The sequence below is a fragment of the Leclercia sp. UBA7405 genome, from assembly GCF_037152215.1.
Classification (GTDB): domain Bacteria; phylum Pseudomonadota; class Gammaproteobacteria; order Enterobacterales; family Enterobacteriaceae; genus Enterobacter; species Enterobacter pneumoniae.
The window spans coordinates 45,146-60,048 of the sequence record NZ_JBBCMR010000003.1 but is presented as its reverse complement, the minus strand read 5'-3'; the positions used below and the strand labels follow the sequence as shown (position 1 = coordinate 60,048).

Sequence of the window (14,903 nt, the reverse complement as noted above, 5' to 3'; positions counted from 1 at the left end):
ATACGAGATAAATCCCGACAATGGCGCAATTCTACTCTGCAAAGCGACGCGTGACGACGCGTCAGATCATAACTGTTGATGTCACCGACCTTGATCCCTTCGGTCAGGGCGTGGCGCGCCATAACGGTAAGGCGTTATTTATTCCGGGTTTGTTACCGGGGGAACGGGCGGAAATCACCCTGACGGAAGAGAAACGTCAGTATGCCCGCGGCCAGGTAAAACGCCGCCTGAATGATAGCCCCGAACGCGAAATCCCGCGTTGTCCGCACTTTGGCGTCTGTGGCGGTTGCCAGCAACAGCATGCCAGCATTGCCCTGCAAGAGAAAAGCAAAAGCAGCGCGCTGGCGCGTTTATTGAAAAATGAGGTCAACGAGATTATCGCCGACACGCCCTGGGGCTATCGGCGTCGTGCGCGGCTGAGCCTTAACTATCAGCCGAAAACAGAACGCCTGGAAATGGGTTTTCGTAAAGCCAACTCCAGCGATATTGTTGACGTCAAACAGTGCCCCGTTCTTGCGCCCCAACTTGAGGCATTGCTCCCCGCGGTGCGCGAATGTCTCTCCGGACTGGAGGGTGTGCGTCATCTCGGCCACGTTGAACTGGTGCAGGCGAACAACGGGCCAATGATGGTCTTGCGCCATACCGCGCCGCTCAGTGCGAAAGATCGCGAAAAACTGGAACGCTTTTCGCATTCCCATCAGCTTGCGCTTTATCTCGCTCCGCAAAGCGAGATACTTGAGCAGCTTAGCGGTGAAAGCCCCTGGTATGATTCAGACGGGCTACGCTTAACGTTCAGCCCACGCGATTTTATTCAGGTCAACGACGGGGTTAACCAGCAAATGGTGGAGACCGCAATGGCCTGGCTTGACGTTCAGCGTGACGACCGGGTACTGGATCTGTTTTGTGGTATGGGTAACTTCACCTTGCCGCTGGCCACGCGGGCACAGAGCGTGGTGGGGGTCGAAGGGGTGGCAGCGCTGGTGGAAAAAGGGCGTGACAACGCCCGTCACAATGAGCTGAACAACGTGACATTCTTTCATGAGAACCTGGAAGAGGATGTCACGCAGCAGCCCTGGGCGAAGCACGGTTTCGATAAAATCCTGCTCGACCCGGCACGCGCTGGCGCGCCTGGCGTGATGCAGCATATTATTAAACTCGCGCCAACGCGCGTGGTTTATGTCTCCTGCAATCCGGCGACGCTTGCCCGGGATAGTGAGGCATTATTGCGTGCGGGTTACCAAATTACGCGTCTGGCAATGCTGGATATGTTCCCGCACACTGGACACCTGGAATCCATGGCGTTGTTTGAGCACATCGATTAGTTTCGGCTTGTCGAATTCGACAGGCACGGTCCCAAAAGGAGAGGACAATGGTTGCGGTAAGAAGTGCACATCTCAATAAAGCTGGTGAGTTTGACCCACAAAAATGGATCGCAAGTCTGGGGATTTCCAGCCAGCAGTCGTGTGAACGCTTAACCGAAACCTGGGCCTATTGTCTGCGCACCACCCAAGGGCATCCCGATGCCGAGCTGCTGCTGTGGCGCGGCGTAGAGATGGTGGAGATCCTCTCCATGCTGAGCATGGATATTGACACTTTGCTCGCCGCCATGCTCTTCCCGCTGGCCGACGCCGAGGTGGTCTCCGAAGAGGTGCTGCGCGAAAGCGTCGGTAAGTCGATCGTCTCGCTGATACACGGCGTACGCGACATGGCGGCTATCCGTCAGCTTAAAGCTACCCATACCGACTCCGTCTCTTCCGAACAGGTCGATAACGTTCGCCGTATGCTGCTGGCCATGGTGGATGACTTCCGCTGCGTGGTCATTAAGCTCGCCGAACGCGTAGCCCATCTGCGCGAAGTCAAAGATGCGCCGGAAGACGAACGCGTGCTGGCGGCGAAAGAGTGCACCAATATCTATGCCCCGCTGGCGAACCGTCTGGGGATCGGCCAGCTGAAATGGGAGCTGGAGGATTACTGCTTCCGCTACCTGCATCCGGCGGAATACAAACGTATCGCTAAGCTGTTGCACGAACGCCGTATCGACCGCGAACACTACATCGAGGAGTTTGTCGGCGGCTTACGTAAGTCGATGAAAGAAGAGGGCGTGAAGGCCGAGGTCTATGGCCGGCCGAAGCATATCTACAGCATCTGGCGCAAAATGCAGAAAAAGCATCTCGCCTTTGATGAGCTGTTTGATGTGCGCGCCGTACGAATCGTTGCCGAGCGCCTGCAGGACTGTTATGCCGCGCTGGGGATTGTTCACACCCATTACCGCCACATGCCGGATGAGTTTGACGACTACGTCGCGAACCCGAAACCGAACGGCTACCAGTCGATCCACACCGTGGTGCTGGGGCCGGGCGGCAAACCGGTGGAGATCCAGATCCGTACCAAACAGATGCACGAAGAGTCCGAATTGGGCGTCGCCGCGCACTGGAAATATAAAGAGGGCACCTCAGGCGGGGCGCGTTCCGGCCATGAAGATCGCATCGCCTGGCTGCGTAAGCTGATTGCGTGGCAGGAGGAGATGGCCGACTCCGGCGAAATGCTGGATGAGGTGCGCAGCCAGGTCTTTGATGACCGGGTCTATGTCTTTACGCCGAAGGGCGACGTGGTGGATCTTCCCGCAGGATCGACCCCGCTCGATTTTGCCTACCATATTCACAGCGATGTAGGCCATCGCTGCATCGGTGCCAAAATTGGTGGCCGTATCGTGCCGTTTACCTATCAGTTGCAGATGGGCGATCAGATTGAAATCATCACCCAGAAACAGCCGAACCCCAGCCGTGACTGGCTCAACCCGAACCTGGGCTATGTCACCACCAGCCGGGGACGGTCGAAAATCCACGCCTGGTTCCGTAAACAGGATCGTGACAAAAACATCCTCGCCGGCCGCCAGATTCTGGACGATGAGCTGGAGCATTTAGGTATTCACCTGAAAGAGGCGGAAAAACACCTCCTGCCACGCTACAACTTCAACGAGCTGGATGAGCTGCTGGCCGCCATCGGTGGGGGCGACATCCGTCTTAACCAGATGGTCAACTTCCTGCAGGCACAGTTTAATAAGCCGAGCGCGGAAGAGCAGGATGCGGCAGCACTGAAACAACTGCAGCAGAAAACCTACGTGCCGCCGCAGAGCCATAGCAAGGATAATGGCCGGGTGGTGGTTGAGGGCGTGGGGAATCTGATGCACCACATTGCCCGCTGCTGTCAGCCCATTCCCGGCGACGAAATTGTGGGCTTTATCACCCAGGGGCGCGGGATCTCCATTCATCGCGCGGACTGCGATCAGCTGGCAGAGCTGCAATCCCATGCGCCGGAACGCATCGTCGATGCCGTCTGGGGTGAAAGCTACTCTGCGGGTTATTCGCTGGTGGTGCGGGTCTCCGCCAATGACCGCAGCGGTCTGCTGCGCGATATCACTACCATTCTGGCGAATGAAAAGGTCAACGTTCTCGGGGTTGCCAGCCGCAGCGATACGCGTCAGCAGCTGGCCACCATTGATATGACCATCGAAATTTATAACCTGCAGGTGCTGGGCCGCGTGCTCGGTAAGCTGAACCAGGTGCCGGATGTGATTGACGCGCGTCGTCTGCACGGCGGCTAATCCTTCTTTTTTGTAAGCCGGGTAGGGCGCGCTCGCTCACCCGGCTCTTTTTTTATCAGGACAGAATTATGACTCAAATCGACCGCCTGCTTGGCATCATGCAGCGCCTGCGCGACCCGGAAAATGGCTGCCCGTGGGACAAAGAGCAGACCTTTGCCACCATCGCACCTTATACCCTGGAAGAGACTTACGAAGTGCTGGATGCTATCTCCCGCGAAGATTTCGACGATCTGCGCGGTGAGCTGGGCGACCTGCTGTTTCAGGTGGTCTTTTACGCCCAGATGGCGCAGGAAGAGGGGCGTTTTGATTTTAACGACATCTGTGCGGCCATCAGCGACAAGCTCGAACGCCGTCATCCGCATATTTTTGGCGACGCGACGGCCGAAAACAGCAGCGAGGTTCTTGCCCGTTGGGAACAGATCAAAAGTGCGGAACGCGCTGAAAAATCACAGCATTCTGCACTTGATGACATCCCCTTAAGCCTGCCCGCGCTGATGCGCGCCCATAAAATCCAGAAGCGTTGCTCCACGGTAGGGTTTGACTGGACCACGCTTGGCCCGGTGCTCGACAAAGTGCATGAAGAGATCGATGAAGTTATGCACGAAGCTAACCAGGCGGTCGTAGACCAGGCGAAGCTGGAAGAGGAAGTTGGCGATCTGCTCTTCGCCACGGTAAATTTATCGCGCCATTTAGGGGTAAAGGCCGAGACGGCACTGCAAAAAGCGAACCTGAAGTTTGAGCGTCGTTTCCGCGAAGTGGAACGCATTATTGCGGCGCGCGGCCTGGAAATGACCGGGGTTGACCTCAATGCGATGGAAGAAGTCTGGCAGGAAGTAAAACGCCAGGAATCTGATCTCTAACGGCTTTTTGCGATCAAGCGCAATTTGTGTGATTTTTTAAATGACAAGCGCTTGATTTGCGTCAAAAACATTTACCCAAAAGGGGCTATTTTCTCACTCCTTATGTTTGTCATGGCCTGGAATGGAGACGGAGAATGAAAGTTTGTGGCGCTCGCCGTGTTCGGGTATACTACTTTCCCGTCCTGGTTATTCCATCGTTTCACCCTAACTTCTCAGGTTCAGCATGACAACGAACTATATTTTTGTGACCGGCGGGGTCGTATCCTCTCTGGGTAAAGGCATTGCCGCAGCCTCCCTCGCAGCCATTCTTGAAGCCCGTGGCCTCAATGTGACCATGATGAAACTGGATCCGTACATCAACGTCGATCCTGGCACCATGAGCCCGATCCAACACGGGGAAGTGTTCGTTACTGAAGACGGCGCCGAAACCGATCTGGACCTGGGTCACTATGAGCGCTTCATTCGCACCAAAATGAGCCGCCGCAACAACTTCACCACTGGCCGTATCTATTCTGACGTTCTGCGTAAAGAGCGCCGTGGCGACTATCTGGGCGCAACCGTTCAGGTTATCCCGCACATCACCAATGCCATTAAAGAGCGCATTATCGCGGGTGGCGAAGGCCACGACGTGGTGCTGGTGGAAATCGGCGGTACCGTAGGGGATATCGAGTCCCTGCCATTCCTGGAAGCAATTCGTCAGTTGGCGGTGGATATCGGTCGTGAACACGCGCTGTTCATGCACCTGACGCTGGTGCCGTACATGGCGGCTGCCGGTGAAGTGAAAACCAAGCCGACCCAGCACTCTGTTAAAGAGCTGCTCTCTATCGGTATTCAGCCAGACATCCTCGTTTGCCGCTCCGATCGTGCGGTGCCAGCGAACGAACGTGCGAAAATTGCATTGTTCTGTAACGTGCCAGAAAAAGCCGTTATTTCAATGAAAGATGTCGATTCCATTTATAAAATTCCAGGCCTGTTGAAATCTCAGGGGCTGGACGATTATATTTGTAAACGATTCAGCTTGAACTGTCCGGAAGCTAACCTGTCTGAATGGGAACAGGTTATCTATGAAGAAGCGAACCCGGCAGGCGAAGTGACTATCGGTATGGTTGGCAAGTACATCGAACTGCCAGATGCCTATAAGTCCGTTATCGAAGCGCTGAAACACGGTGGTCTGAAGAACCGCGTCTCTGTAAACATCAAGCTGATTGATTCGCAGGATGTTGAAACACGCGGCGTTGAAATTCTGAAAGATCTGGATGCGATTTTGATCCCAGGCGGCTTCGGCTACCGTGGTGTTGAAGGCAAGATCGCCACCGCACGCTATGCGCGTGAAAACAATATTCCTTACCTCGGCATCTGCCTGGGTATGCAGGTTGCGCTGATCGAATTTGCGCGCAACGTAGCGGGGATGGAAAACGCGAACTCTACGGAATTTGTGCCAGACTGTAAGTACCCTGTTGTGGCGCTTATTACCGAATGGCGCGACGAAGAAGGTAACGTCGAAGTCCGTACCGAGAAGAGCGATCTGGGTGGCACTATGCGTCTTGGCGCACAGGCCTGCCAGTTGACCGATGATAGCGTGGTTCGCAAGCTGTATGGCGAGCCGACCATCACCGAGCGCCATCGTCACCGCTATGAAGTCAACAACATGTTGTTGAAACAGATTGAAGCCGCGGGCCTGCGTGTTGCGGGCCGCTCCGGGGATGATCAGTTAGTCGAGATCATCGAAGTGCCGAACCATCCATGGTTTGTTGCCTGTCAGTTCCACCCGGAATTTACTTCAACCCCGCGCGATGGACATCCGCTGTTTGCCGGCTTCGTGAAAGCCGCCAGCGATTACCAGAAGCGTCAGGCGAAGTAAAAAAAGTTAGAACGGCAACGCGTACCTTTGGTACGCGTTGTTTGTCTGGAGTTTTAGTTTAACTTGTACTGAGGAAAATCTAATGTCCAAAATCGTTAAAGTCATCGGTCGTGAAATCATCGACTCCCGTGGTAACCCGACTGTTGAAGCCGAAGTACACCTGGAAGGTGGTTTCGTCGGTATGGCAGCTGCGCCGTCAGGTGCTTCTACTGGTTCCCGCGAAGCGCTGGAACTGCGCGATGGCGACAAATCCCGTTTCCTGGGCAAAGGCGTAACCAAAGCGGTTGGCGCGGTTAACGGCCCAATTGCACAGGCTATCCTGGGCAAAGACGCGAAAGACCAGGCTGGCATCGACAAGATCATGATCGATCTGGACGGTACTGAAAACAAATCTAACTTCGGTGCGAACGCAATCCTGGCCGTGTCTCTGGCAAACGCCAAAGCTGCCGCTGCGTCCAAAGGTCAGCCACTGTTCGAGCACATTGCTGAACTGAACGGCACCCCAGGCAAATACTCCATGCCTGTACCAATGATGAACATCATCAACGGTGGTGAGCACGCAGACAACAACGTTGATATTCAGGAATTCATGATTCAGCCAGTTGGCGCGAAAACCCTGAAAGAAGCGGTACGTATGGGTTCTGAAGTGTTCCACAACCTGGCTAAAGTTCTGAAAGCTAAAGGTATGAACACTGCAGTTGGTGACGAAGGTGGTTATGCACCTAACCTGGGCTCCAACGCCGAAGCACTGGCTGTAATCGCAGAAGCGGTTAAAGCAGCGGGCTACGAGCTGGGCACCGACATCACCCTGGCGATGGACTGTGCAGCATCTGAATTCTACAAAGACGGTAAATACGTCCTGGCTGGCGAAGGCAACAAAGCCTTCACCTCCGAAGAGTTCACTCACTTCCTGGAAGACCTGACCAAACAGTACCCAATCGTCTCTATCGAAGACGGTCTGGACGAGTCTGACTGGGATGGTTTCGCATACCAGACCAAAGTACTGGGCGACAAAATCCAGCTGGTTGGTGACGATCTGTTCGTAACCAACACCAAGATCCTGAAAGAAGGTATCGAGAAAGGCATCGTTAACTCCATCCTGATCAAATTCAACCAGATCGGTTCTCTGACCGAAACTCTGGCTGCGATCAAAATGGCGAAAGACGCTGGCTACACTGCGGTTATCTCTCACCGTTCTGGCGAAACTGAAGATGCGACCATTGCTGACCTGGCAGTGGGTACCGCTGCAGGCCAGATCAAAACCGGTTCTATGAGCCGTTCTGACCGTGTTGCTAAATACAACCAGCTGATTCGTATCGAAGAAGCGCTGGGCGAAAAAGCACCATACAACGGCCGTAAAGAGATCAAAGGTCAGTAATCCTGAACCTTAATCTTTAGAAAAACCCGCTTCGGCGGGTTTTTTTTTATCATCACACCGTAGGTACGCTATGACGTGTACATACCGCCTGTTCAATAATTTCTGCAGCCCGTGCTGCCCCTCCGGCGTTTATCAGCTGAGTCTGGAGGGCGGTGATGCGCTGCGTGTACTGCTTATTTTCCAGCAGGTCGAGAAGATGCTGGCTGAGCGTGCGGCTCGGCGAAAAACGGCAGGCCTTAAGACCAATGCCGCTGAAGACCACGCGGGCGGCGACGCCTGGCTGATCAAATGCTAGCGGCACGGCGAGGATAGGCGTGGCGGTGGCGATGGCATCCATAACCGTATTCAGTCCGGCGTGGGTGATGACGGCGCTGGCATCACGTAATACCGCCAGCTGATCGGTAAATCCTACAATTTGCGTCCCCGCACGCGCCAGCCGGGCAGTTTGACTTGCATTGAGTCTGTCGCAGTGGGCAATAAGCAGGGGCACACCAGCCTGTCGGCAGGCGCGGGCAATCGTGCGGAACAGTCCAAAGCGGTAGCCCTGGATCGTGCCTAATGACGCAAAAACAAACGGCTTCTTTTTGCCAGATGAAACCGTTAGCGGATCGTAGCGTAGCGGGCCTACCGCATGGAAGCAGGCGGGCAAGGAGCGCGGAAAATCAAAGCCTGGAATGGTCTGGCTGATTTGGGCCAACGGCGACAGGCATTGATCTGGTCTGCTGCGCGAAGGCAGACCAAATGCCCGGGCATGACGGGCAATTACCCGGCCTTGTCTCGACATCAGCCAGTCATAAACATCCGCGCTGGAGGCGTATAATTTCCGGCAGCGATCGCTGGTGCCATAGCGAAAAGGCATCACTGGTAGGGGGATGTTGTTATCCCGGTTTACCGGCAGGGCGCAGCAGATGGAGATAAAAGGCAGGTTGAGAGCTTGTGCAACCAACCCTCCAGCCGGCTCCATCTGATCGACAATCACGGCGTCAATATTGTGCTGTCGGAAGGCGAGGGGCAGTTCACGGCACAGCATATCGGTAACGCTTGCCATATCTGATATCAGGCGAAAAAACCCCGGCTCGCGCAGCGCAGACTGCGTCGGGTTACCCACAGCGACAAAGTGCGCCTGCGGTTCCCTGAGCAAGGTGCGAGCCTCTTCCTGCTGAAAAAAAGTGACCCGATGGCCGCGCATGATAAGGTGTTTTGCCAGTGCTTCCATAGCGTGCATATGGCTGTATAACGGTAGCGTTATTACCGCAAAATGGCTCATTCTGCTTGTCCAGTATTGTGATGGCTACTCAGTCAAGGGGGTTAACGTCGACGCGTGCCGGATGGGCGATATCTTTAAAGCGTAGCGTAAGTTTTAATGTTTTTAACATTGCCTTCTGAAAACGGCTTTCTACCTTAGGACTGTTAGCCTGGCTATCCTTAAACTGACAGGTATAAAATCGTGGCCGGGGTTGTTTTGCCTGATTATGTGCGATCTGCAATAATGCCCCCCCGCAAATCAGACCAGAGATAACTATGCAGTACCCGATTAACGAGATGTTCCAGACCCTGCAAGGCGAGGGTTACTTTACCGGCGTTCCCGCTATTTTTATTCGTTTGCAGGGATGCCCGGTAGGCTGTGCCTGGTGCGACACCAAACATACCTGGGATAAGCTCGCGGATCGAGAAGTGTCGCTGTTTAGCATCCTGGCCAAAACCAAAGAGAGCGATAAGTGGGGCGCGGCCAGTTCGGAAGATCTGCTGGCGATTATTAGCCGCCAGGGCTGGACGGCGCGTCACGTGGTCATCACCGGGGGCGAGCCCTGCATTCACGATCTGATGCCGCTCACCCAGTTGCTGGAAAAAAATGGTTATAGCTGCCAGATTGAGACCAGCGGTACCCACGAAGTCCGCTGCTCTCACACCACCTGGGTGACGGTCTCACCTAAGGTAAACATGCGCGGCGGCTACGATATCTTATCCCAGGCGCTGGAGCGTGCTGATGAAATCAAGCATCCGGTTGGCCGCGTGCGGGATATCGAAGCGCTGGATGAGCTGCTGACAACGCTGACGGATGAAAAACAGCGCGTGATTGCGCTGCAACCCATCAGTCAGAAAGAGGATGCCACGCGCCTGTGCATCGAAACCTGCATCGCCCGCAACTGGCGGTTGTCGATGCAGACGCACAAGTACCTGAACATCGCTTAAAAAAAAAGCCCGGTTTAACCGGGCTTTTTTTTACTCGCCGCGATAGACACATCCGGCGGTGCAGGTCTCTTTGATCATCACCGCGCTCAGCAGCGGAACCTGCGGTTTCATCACATCCCAAATCCATTTCGCCAGCACTTCGCTGGTGGGGTTTTCCAGACCCGGAATGTCGTTCAGATAATAGTGATCGAGGCGATCATAAGTGGGTTTGAAGGCCGCTTTCAGCTCGGAAAAATCCATAATCCAGCCCGTATGCGGATCGACCTCACCCGTAATTTCAAGGCGCACCATAAAGGAGTGCCCGTGCAGACGGCCACATTTGTGTCCTTCCGGTACGTGAGGCAGGCGGTGTGCGGCTTCGAAGATGAAATCTTTAAACAGTGTGGTGGACATCGTGGACTCTCAAATGCGGAAAAAACCGCCGCATAGTACCGGAAAGGACTTTTTTTATCATTAGCTAAAACGGCCAAACTTGCCGGTGGGCCTAGGTTATGGGGTAATTTGCTTTTTTATCTATAAATTTCATTAGGTTAAATAATCGTTTTTATTGTTAAGAACGATAACTAAAACAGGTTAGTTCATTTGGTTATTTAATATTTCCATCCCTTCTTTAATTGTTATTATCGCCGCCGTTAACCTTATCTTCAGTTTGGATTTATTCGCTTAAAGTCCGCTTTGCTACTGGAACATAACGACGCATGACAACACAGGCCCCACCTTCAAATTTGCTACCGCTAAATCCGGAGCAACTGGCGCGCCTCCAGGCAGCCACCACCGATCTCTCTCCTCACCAGCTTGCCTGGGTTTCTGGCTATTTCTGGGGTGTCCTTAACCAGCAGCCTGGCGCTGCGGCCGCTGCACCTGCGGCAGCGGTCGAGGTTCCGTCGATTACGCTGATCTCCGCGTCCCAGACCGGTAACGCTCGTCGTGTGGCAGAGCAACTTCGCGATGACCTGCTGACCGCCAAACTGAACGTGAATCTGGTCAACGCCGGAGATTACAAATTTAAGCAAATCGCGTCAGAGAAATTGCTGTTGGTGGTGACCTCAACGCAGGGCGAAGGTGAGCCGCCAGAAGAGGCGGTAGCGCTGCATAAATTCCTGTTTTCTAAGAAAGCGCCGAAGCTCGACGGCACGGCGTTTGCCGTCTTTGGTCTCGGGGACTCTTCCTATGAATTCTTCTGCCAGTCGGGTAAAGATTTTGATAGCAAACTGGCGGAGCTCGGCGGCGAGCGTCTGCTGGACCGCGTTGATACCGACGTAGAGTATCAGGCAGCAGCGGCCCAGTGGCGCGAGCGCATTGTGGATGTGCTGAAAGCGCGTGTGCCAAAAGAGACGCCGGCTCAGGCCGCCGTTACCGCGTCCGGCGCGGTAAATGAAGTCTTCTCTAGCCCTTATACTAAAGAGGCGCCGCTGACGGCTGCGCTCTCTGTTAACCAAAAAATCACCGGCCGTGACTCTGAAAAAGATGTGCGTCATATCGAAATCGATCTCGCTGATTCCGGCCTGCGCTACCAGCCAGGCGATGCGCTGGGCGTCTGGTATCAGAATGACCCTGCCTTAGTGAAAGAGCTGGTTGAGTTGCTGTGGTTGAAGGGCGATGAGCCCGTTACCGTGGATGGCAAAACCCTGCCGCTGGCCGAGGCCCTGCAGTGGCATTTTGAGTTGACCGTTAACACCGCCAATATCGTTGAAAACTATGCCACCTTAACGCGCAGCGAAACGCTGTTGCCGTTAGTAGGGGATAAGGCACAGTTGCAGCATTACGCCGCCACCACGCCGATTGTCGATATGGTGCGTTTCTCGCCGGCACAGCTGGATGCTGAGGCGCTGGTTGGCCTGCTGCGCCCCCTCACGCCGCGACTTTACTCCATCGCCTCGTCGCAGGCGGAAGTGGAAAGCGAAGTGCACATTACCGTGGGTGCAGTGCGCTACGACATCGAAGGTCGTGCCCGGGCGGGCGGCGCTTCCAGCTTCCTGGCTGATCGCGTAGAAGAGGATGGCGAAGTCCGGGTGTTCATCGAACATAACGACAACTTCCGCCTGCCGGCTAACCCGGAAACTCCGGTGATTATGATTGGCCCGGGAACCGGTATTGCGCCATTCCGCGCCTTTATGCAGCAGCGTGCGGCAGACGAGGCGCCGGGTAAAAACTGGCTCTTCTTCGGCAACCCACACTTTACCGAAGATTTCCTTTATCAGGTTGAGTGGCAGCGCTACGTCAAAGAGGGCGTGCTGTCGCGCATCGATCTGGCCTGGTCTCGCGACCAAAAAGAAAAAGTATACGTACAAGACAAACTGCGCGAACAGGGCGCAGAGCTGTGGCGCTGGATTAATGATGGTGCCCATATTTATGTCTGCGGCGATGCCAATCGTATGGCGAAAGACGTTGAGCAGGCACTGCTGGAAGTGATTGCCGAATTCGGCGGTATGGATGCCGAAGCGGCGGATGAATTTTTAAGTGAGCTGCGCGTAGAGCGCCGTTATCAGCGAGATGTCTACTAATGAGCGAAAAACATCCTGGCCCACTGGTGGTCGAAGGCAAACTGTCTGATGCCGAGCGCATGAAGGTAGAGAGCAACTACCTGCGTGGCACCATTGCCGAAGATTTGAATGACGGTCTTACCGGCGGTTTTAAAGGCGATAACTTCCTGCTGATCCGTTTCCACGGTATGTATCAGCAGGACGACCGTGATATTCGCGCCGAGCGTGCCGAGCAGAAGCTGGAGCCGCGTCATGCGATGCTGCTGCGCTGCCGCCTGCCGGGTGGGATCATCACCACGAAACAGTGGCAGGCGATCGACAAGTTTGCCGGTGAAAACACGATTTACGGCAGCATCCGTCTGACCAACCGTCAGACCTTCCAGTTCCACGGCATTCTGAAGAAGAACGTGAAGCCGGTACATCAGATGCTGCACTCCGTCGGGCTGGACGCGCTGGCGACCGCCAACGACATGAACCGTAACGTGCTTTGCACTTCGAACCCATACGAGTCCGAACTGCACGCAGAAGCCTACGAGTGGGCGAAAAAGATCTCTGAACATCTGCTGCCGCGCACCCGCGCCTACGCGGAGATCTGGCTCGATCAGGAAAAAGTGGCAACCACCGACGAAGAGCCGATCCTCGGGCAGACCTATCTGCCGCGTAAGTTCAAAACGACCGTGGTGATCCCACCGCAGAATGATATCGATCTGCACGCTAACGACATGAACTTTGTCGCCATTGCGGAAAACGGCAAGCTGGTGGGCTTTAACCTGCTGGTGGGCGGGGGGCTTTCTATCGAGCACGGCAACAAGAATACCTATGCCCGCACTGCGAGTGAGTTTGGTTATCTGCCGCTGGAGCACACCCTGGCAGTGGCGGAAGCGGTCGTTACCACCCAGCGCGACTGGGGTAACCGTACCGATCGTAAAAACGCGAAAACCAAATACACGCTGGAGCGCGTGGGCGTTGAGACGTTCAAAGCGGAAGTGGAGCGTCGTGCAGGCATTAAGTTCGAACCGATCCGTCCTTACGAATTTACCGGGCGCGGCGATCGTATCGGCTGGGTGAAAGGTATCGATAATAACTGGCACCTGACGCTGTTCATCGAAAACGGCCGTATTCTCGATTATCCGGGGCGTCCGCTGAAAACCGGCCTGCTGGAAATTGCGAAGATCCATCAGGGCGAGTTCAGGATCACCGCTAATCAGAATCTGATCATTGCGGGCGTGCCAGAAAATCAGAAAGCGAAGATCGAAGAGCTGGCGCGCAGCCACGGGCTAATGGATGCGGTAAAACCGCAGCGTGAAAATTCAATGGCCTGCGTCTCATTCCCCACCTGTCCGCTGGCGATGGCTGAAGCCGAACGCTTCCTGCCGTCGTTCACCGACAAAGTGGAAGCGATCCTGCAAAAATACGGTATCCCGGACGAGCATATCGTAATGCGCGTGACCGGCTGCCCGAACGGCTGTGGCCGCGCGATGCTGGCCGAGCTGGGGCTGGTGGGTAAAGCGCCGGGCCGTTACAACGTGCATCTGGGCGGTAACCGGATGGGGACACGTATTCCGCGAATGTATCGCGAAAACATCACGGAGCCGGAAATTCTCGATTCCATTGACCAGCTTGTCGGGCGCTGGGCGAAAGAGCGCGAAGCGGGTGAAGGCTTCGGCGACTTTACGGTGCGTGCGGGCATCATTCGCCCGGTGCTCGATCCCGCAAGGGATTTCTGGGAGTAAACACGAGAGGTAATTATGTCCGTACTCGATTTAAATGCCCTGAATGCACTGCCCAAAGTGGAACGTGTTCTTCAGCTTGCAGAAACCAATGCCCAGTTGGAGAAGCTGGACGCCGAAGGGCGTGTAGCATGGGCGCTGGAAAATCTGCCGGGAGAGTTTGTGCTCTCATCGAGCTTTGGTATCCAGGCAGCGGTCAGTTTGCATCTGGTGAATCAGATCCGCCCGGACATTCCGGTGATCCTCACCGATACCGGCTATCTGTTCCCGGAGACCTATCAGTTTATTGATGAGTTAACGGATAAGCTGAAGCTGAACCTGAAAGTGTATCGCGCAGCGCAGAGCGCGGCCTGGCAGGAGGCGCGTTACGGCAAGCTGTGGGAGCAGGGCGTTGAGGGCATTGAGAAATACAATGAGATCAACAAAGTCGAGCCGATGAACCGGGCGCTGAAAGAGCTGAATGCGCAAACCTGGTTTGCCGGGCTGCGCCGGGATCAGTCTGGCAGCCGTGCCAGCCTGCCGGTGCTGGCTGTCCAGCGCGGCGTGTTCAAAGTGCTGCCGATCATCGACTGGGACAACCGTACCGTGTATCAGTATCTGCAACAGCATGGGCTGAAATACCATCCGCTGTGGGATCAGGGCTATCTGTCGGTGGGCGATACCCATACCACGCGTAAATGGGAGCCCGGCATGGCGGAAGAAGAGACCCGCTTCTTTGGGCTTAAGCGCGAATGCGGATTGCACGAAGGTTGACTGATTTCCCCTCTCTCTGAAGGGCTGGGGAAAAAGCGTGC

General features: G+C 55.0%; 11 protein-coding genes. 9 read left to right on the top strand and 2 right to left on the bottom strand.

The annotated features are described in order from the left end of the window. Window positions 1–20: 20 nt before the first annotated feature. The 5 genes from rlmD (at window position 21) to eno (ending at window position 7,703) form a co-directional block, all read left to right on the top strand. Entirely contained in the window at window positions 21–1,322 is a 1,302-nt protein-coding gene (gene rlmD / locus WFN75_RS15550) for a 23S rRNA (uracil(1939)-C(5))-methyltransferase RlmD (protein ID WP_207292326.1), read from the top strand. Window positions 1,323–1,369: 47 nt separating this feature from the next. After that, window positions 1,370–3,604 carry a GTP diphosphokinase gene (gene relA / locus WFN75_RS15545; RefSeq protein ID WP_325947760.1) on the top strand — a complete coding sequence of 745 codons (2,235 nt, stop codon included), beginning with the start codon at window positions 1,370–1,372 and terminating at the stop codon, window positions 3,602–3,604. Between the two features lie 68 nt (window positions 3,605–3,672). Continuing rightward, entirely contained in the window at window positions 3,673–4,464 is a 792-nt protein-coding gene (gene mazG / locus WFN75_RS15540) for a nucleoside triphosphate pyrophosphohydrolase (RefSeq protein WP_040074243.1), read from the top strand. A 223-nt stretch (window positions 4,465–4,687) separates the two neighbouring features. Then, on the top strand, window positions 4,688–6,325 hold the full coding sequence (pyrG, locus tag WFN75_RS15535; RefSeq protein WP_040074244.1) for a glutamine hydrolyzing CTP synthase: 1,638 nt from the start codon (window positions 4,688–4,690) through the stop codon (window positions 6,323–6,325). 82 nt (window positions 6,326–6,407) lie between these two features. Beyond that, complete coding sequence (eno, locus tag WFN75_RS15530; RefSeq protein ID WP_032613680.1) at window positions 6,408–7,703, top strand: phosphopyruvate hydratase; 1,296 nt, start codon at window positions 6,408–6,410, stop codon at window positions 7,701–7,703. A gap of 52 nt (window positions 7,704–7,755) precedes the next feature. Here eno and WFN75_RS15525 read toward each other — a convergent pair whose 3' ends face one another. Then, window positions 7,756–8,970: a glycosyltransferase gene (locus WFN75_RS15525; RefSeq protein WP_336996453.1), complete on the bottom strand. Its 1,215-nt coding sequence runs from the start codon at window positions 8,968–8,970 to the stop codon at window positions 7,756–7,758. A 254-nt stretch (window positions 8,971–9,224) separates the two neighbouring features. Between WFN75_RS15525 and queE the strand changes: the two genes are divergently transcribed. Beyond that, on the top strand, window positions 9,225–9,896 hold the full coding sequence (gene queE, locus WFN75_RS15520) for a 7-carboxy-7-deazaguanine synthase QueE (protein WP_207292323.1): 672 nt from the start codon (window positions 9,225–9,227) through the stop codon (window positions 9,894–9,896). A 30-nt stretch (window positions 9,897–9,926) separates the two neighbouring features. On the opposite strand, the gene queD is transcribed toward queE, so the two are convergent. Continuing rightward, window positions 9,927–10,289 carry a 6-carboxytetrahydropterin synthase QueD gene (gene queD, locus WFN75_RS15515; protein WP_040074247.1) on the bottom strand — a complete coding sequence of 121 codons (363 nt, stop codon included), beginning with the start codon at window positions 10,287–10,289 and terminating at the stop codon, window positions 9,927–9,929. 305 nt (window positions 10,290–10,594) lie between these two features. On the opposite strand from queD, the gene cysJ reads away from it, so the two are divergent. From cysJ to cysH, 3 genes are read left to right on the top strand one after another with little or no spacing between them, the layout of a single operon-like run. Continuing rightward, on the top strand, window positions 10,595–12,400 hold the full coding sequence (gene cysJ / locus WFN75_RS15510) for an NADPH-dependent assimilatory sulfite reductase flavoprotein subunit (protein ID WP_212476401.1): 1,806 nt from the start codon (window positions 10,595–10,597) through the stop codon (window positions 12,398–12,400). After that, window positions 12,400–14,112, top strand: a complete 1,713-nt coding sequence (gene cysI, locus WFN75_RS15505) for an assimilatory sulfite reductase (NADPH) hemoprotein subunit (protein WP_040074249.1) — start codon at window positions 12,400–12,402, stop codon at window positions 14,110–14,112. Before cysJ ends, cysI begins: the two co-directional genes overlap by 1 nt. 15 nt (window positions 14,113–14,127) lie before the next feature. Beyond that, window positions 14,128–14,862 (top strand): phosphoadenosine phosphosulfate reductase, encoded by a 735-nt coding sequence (cysH, locus tag WFN75_RS15500; protein ID WP_040074250.1) that lies wholly within the window; start codon window positions 14,128–14,130, stop codon window positions 14,860–14,862. Window positions 14,863–14,903: the final 41 nt, after the last annotated feature.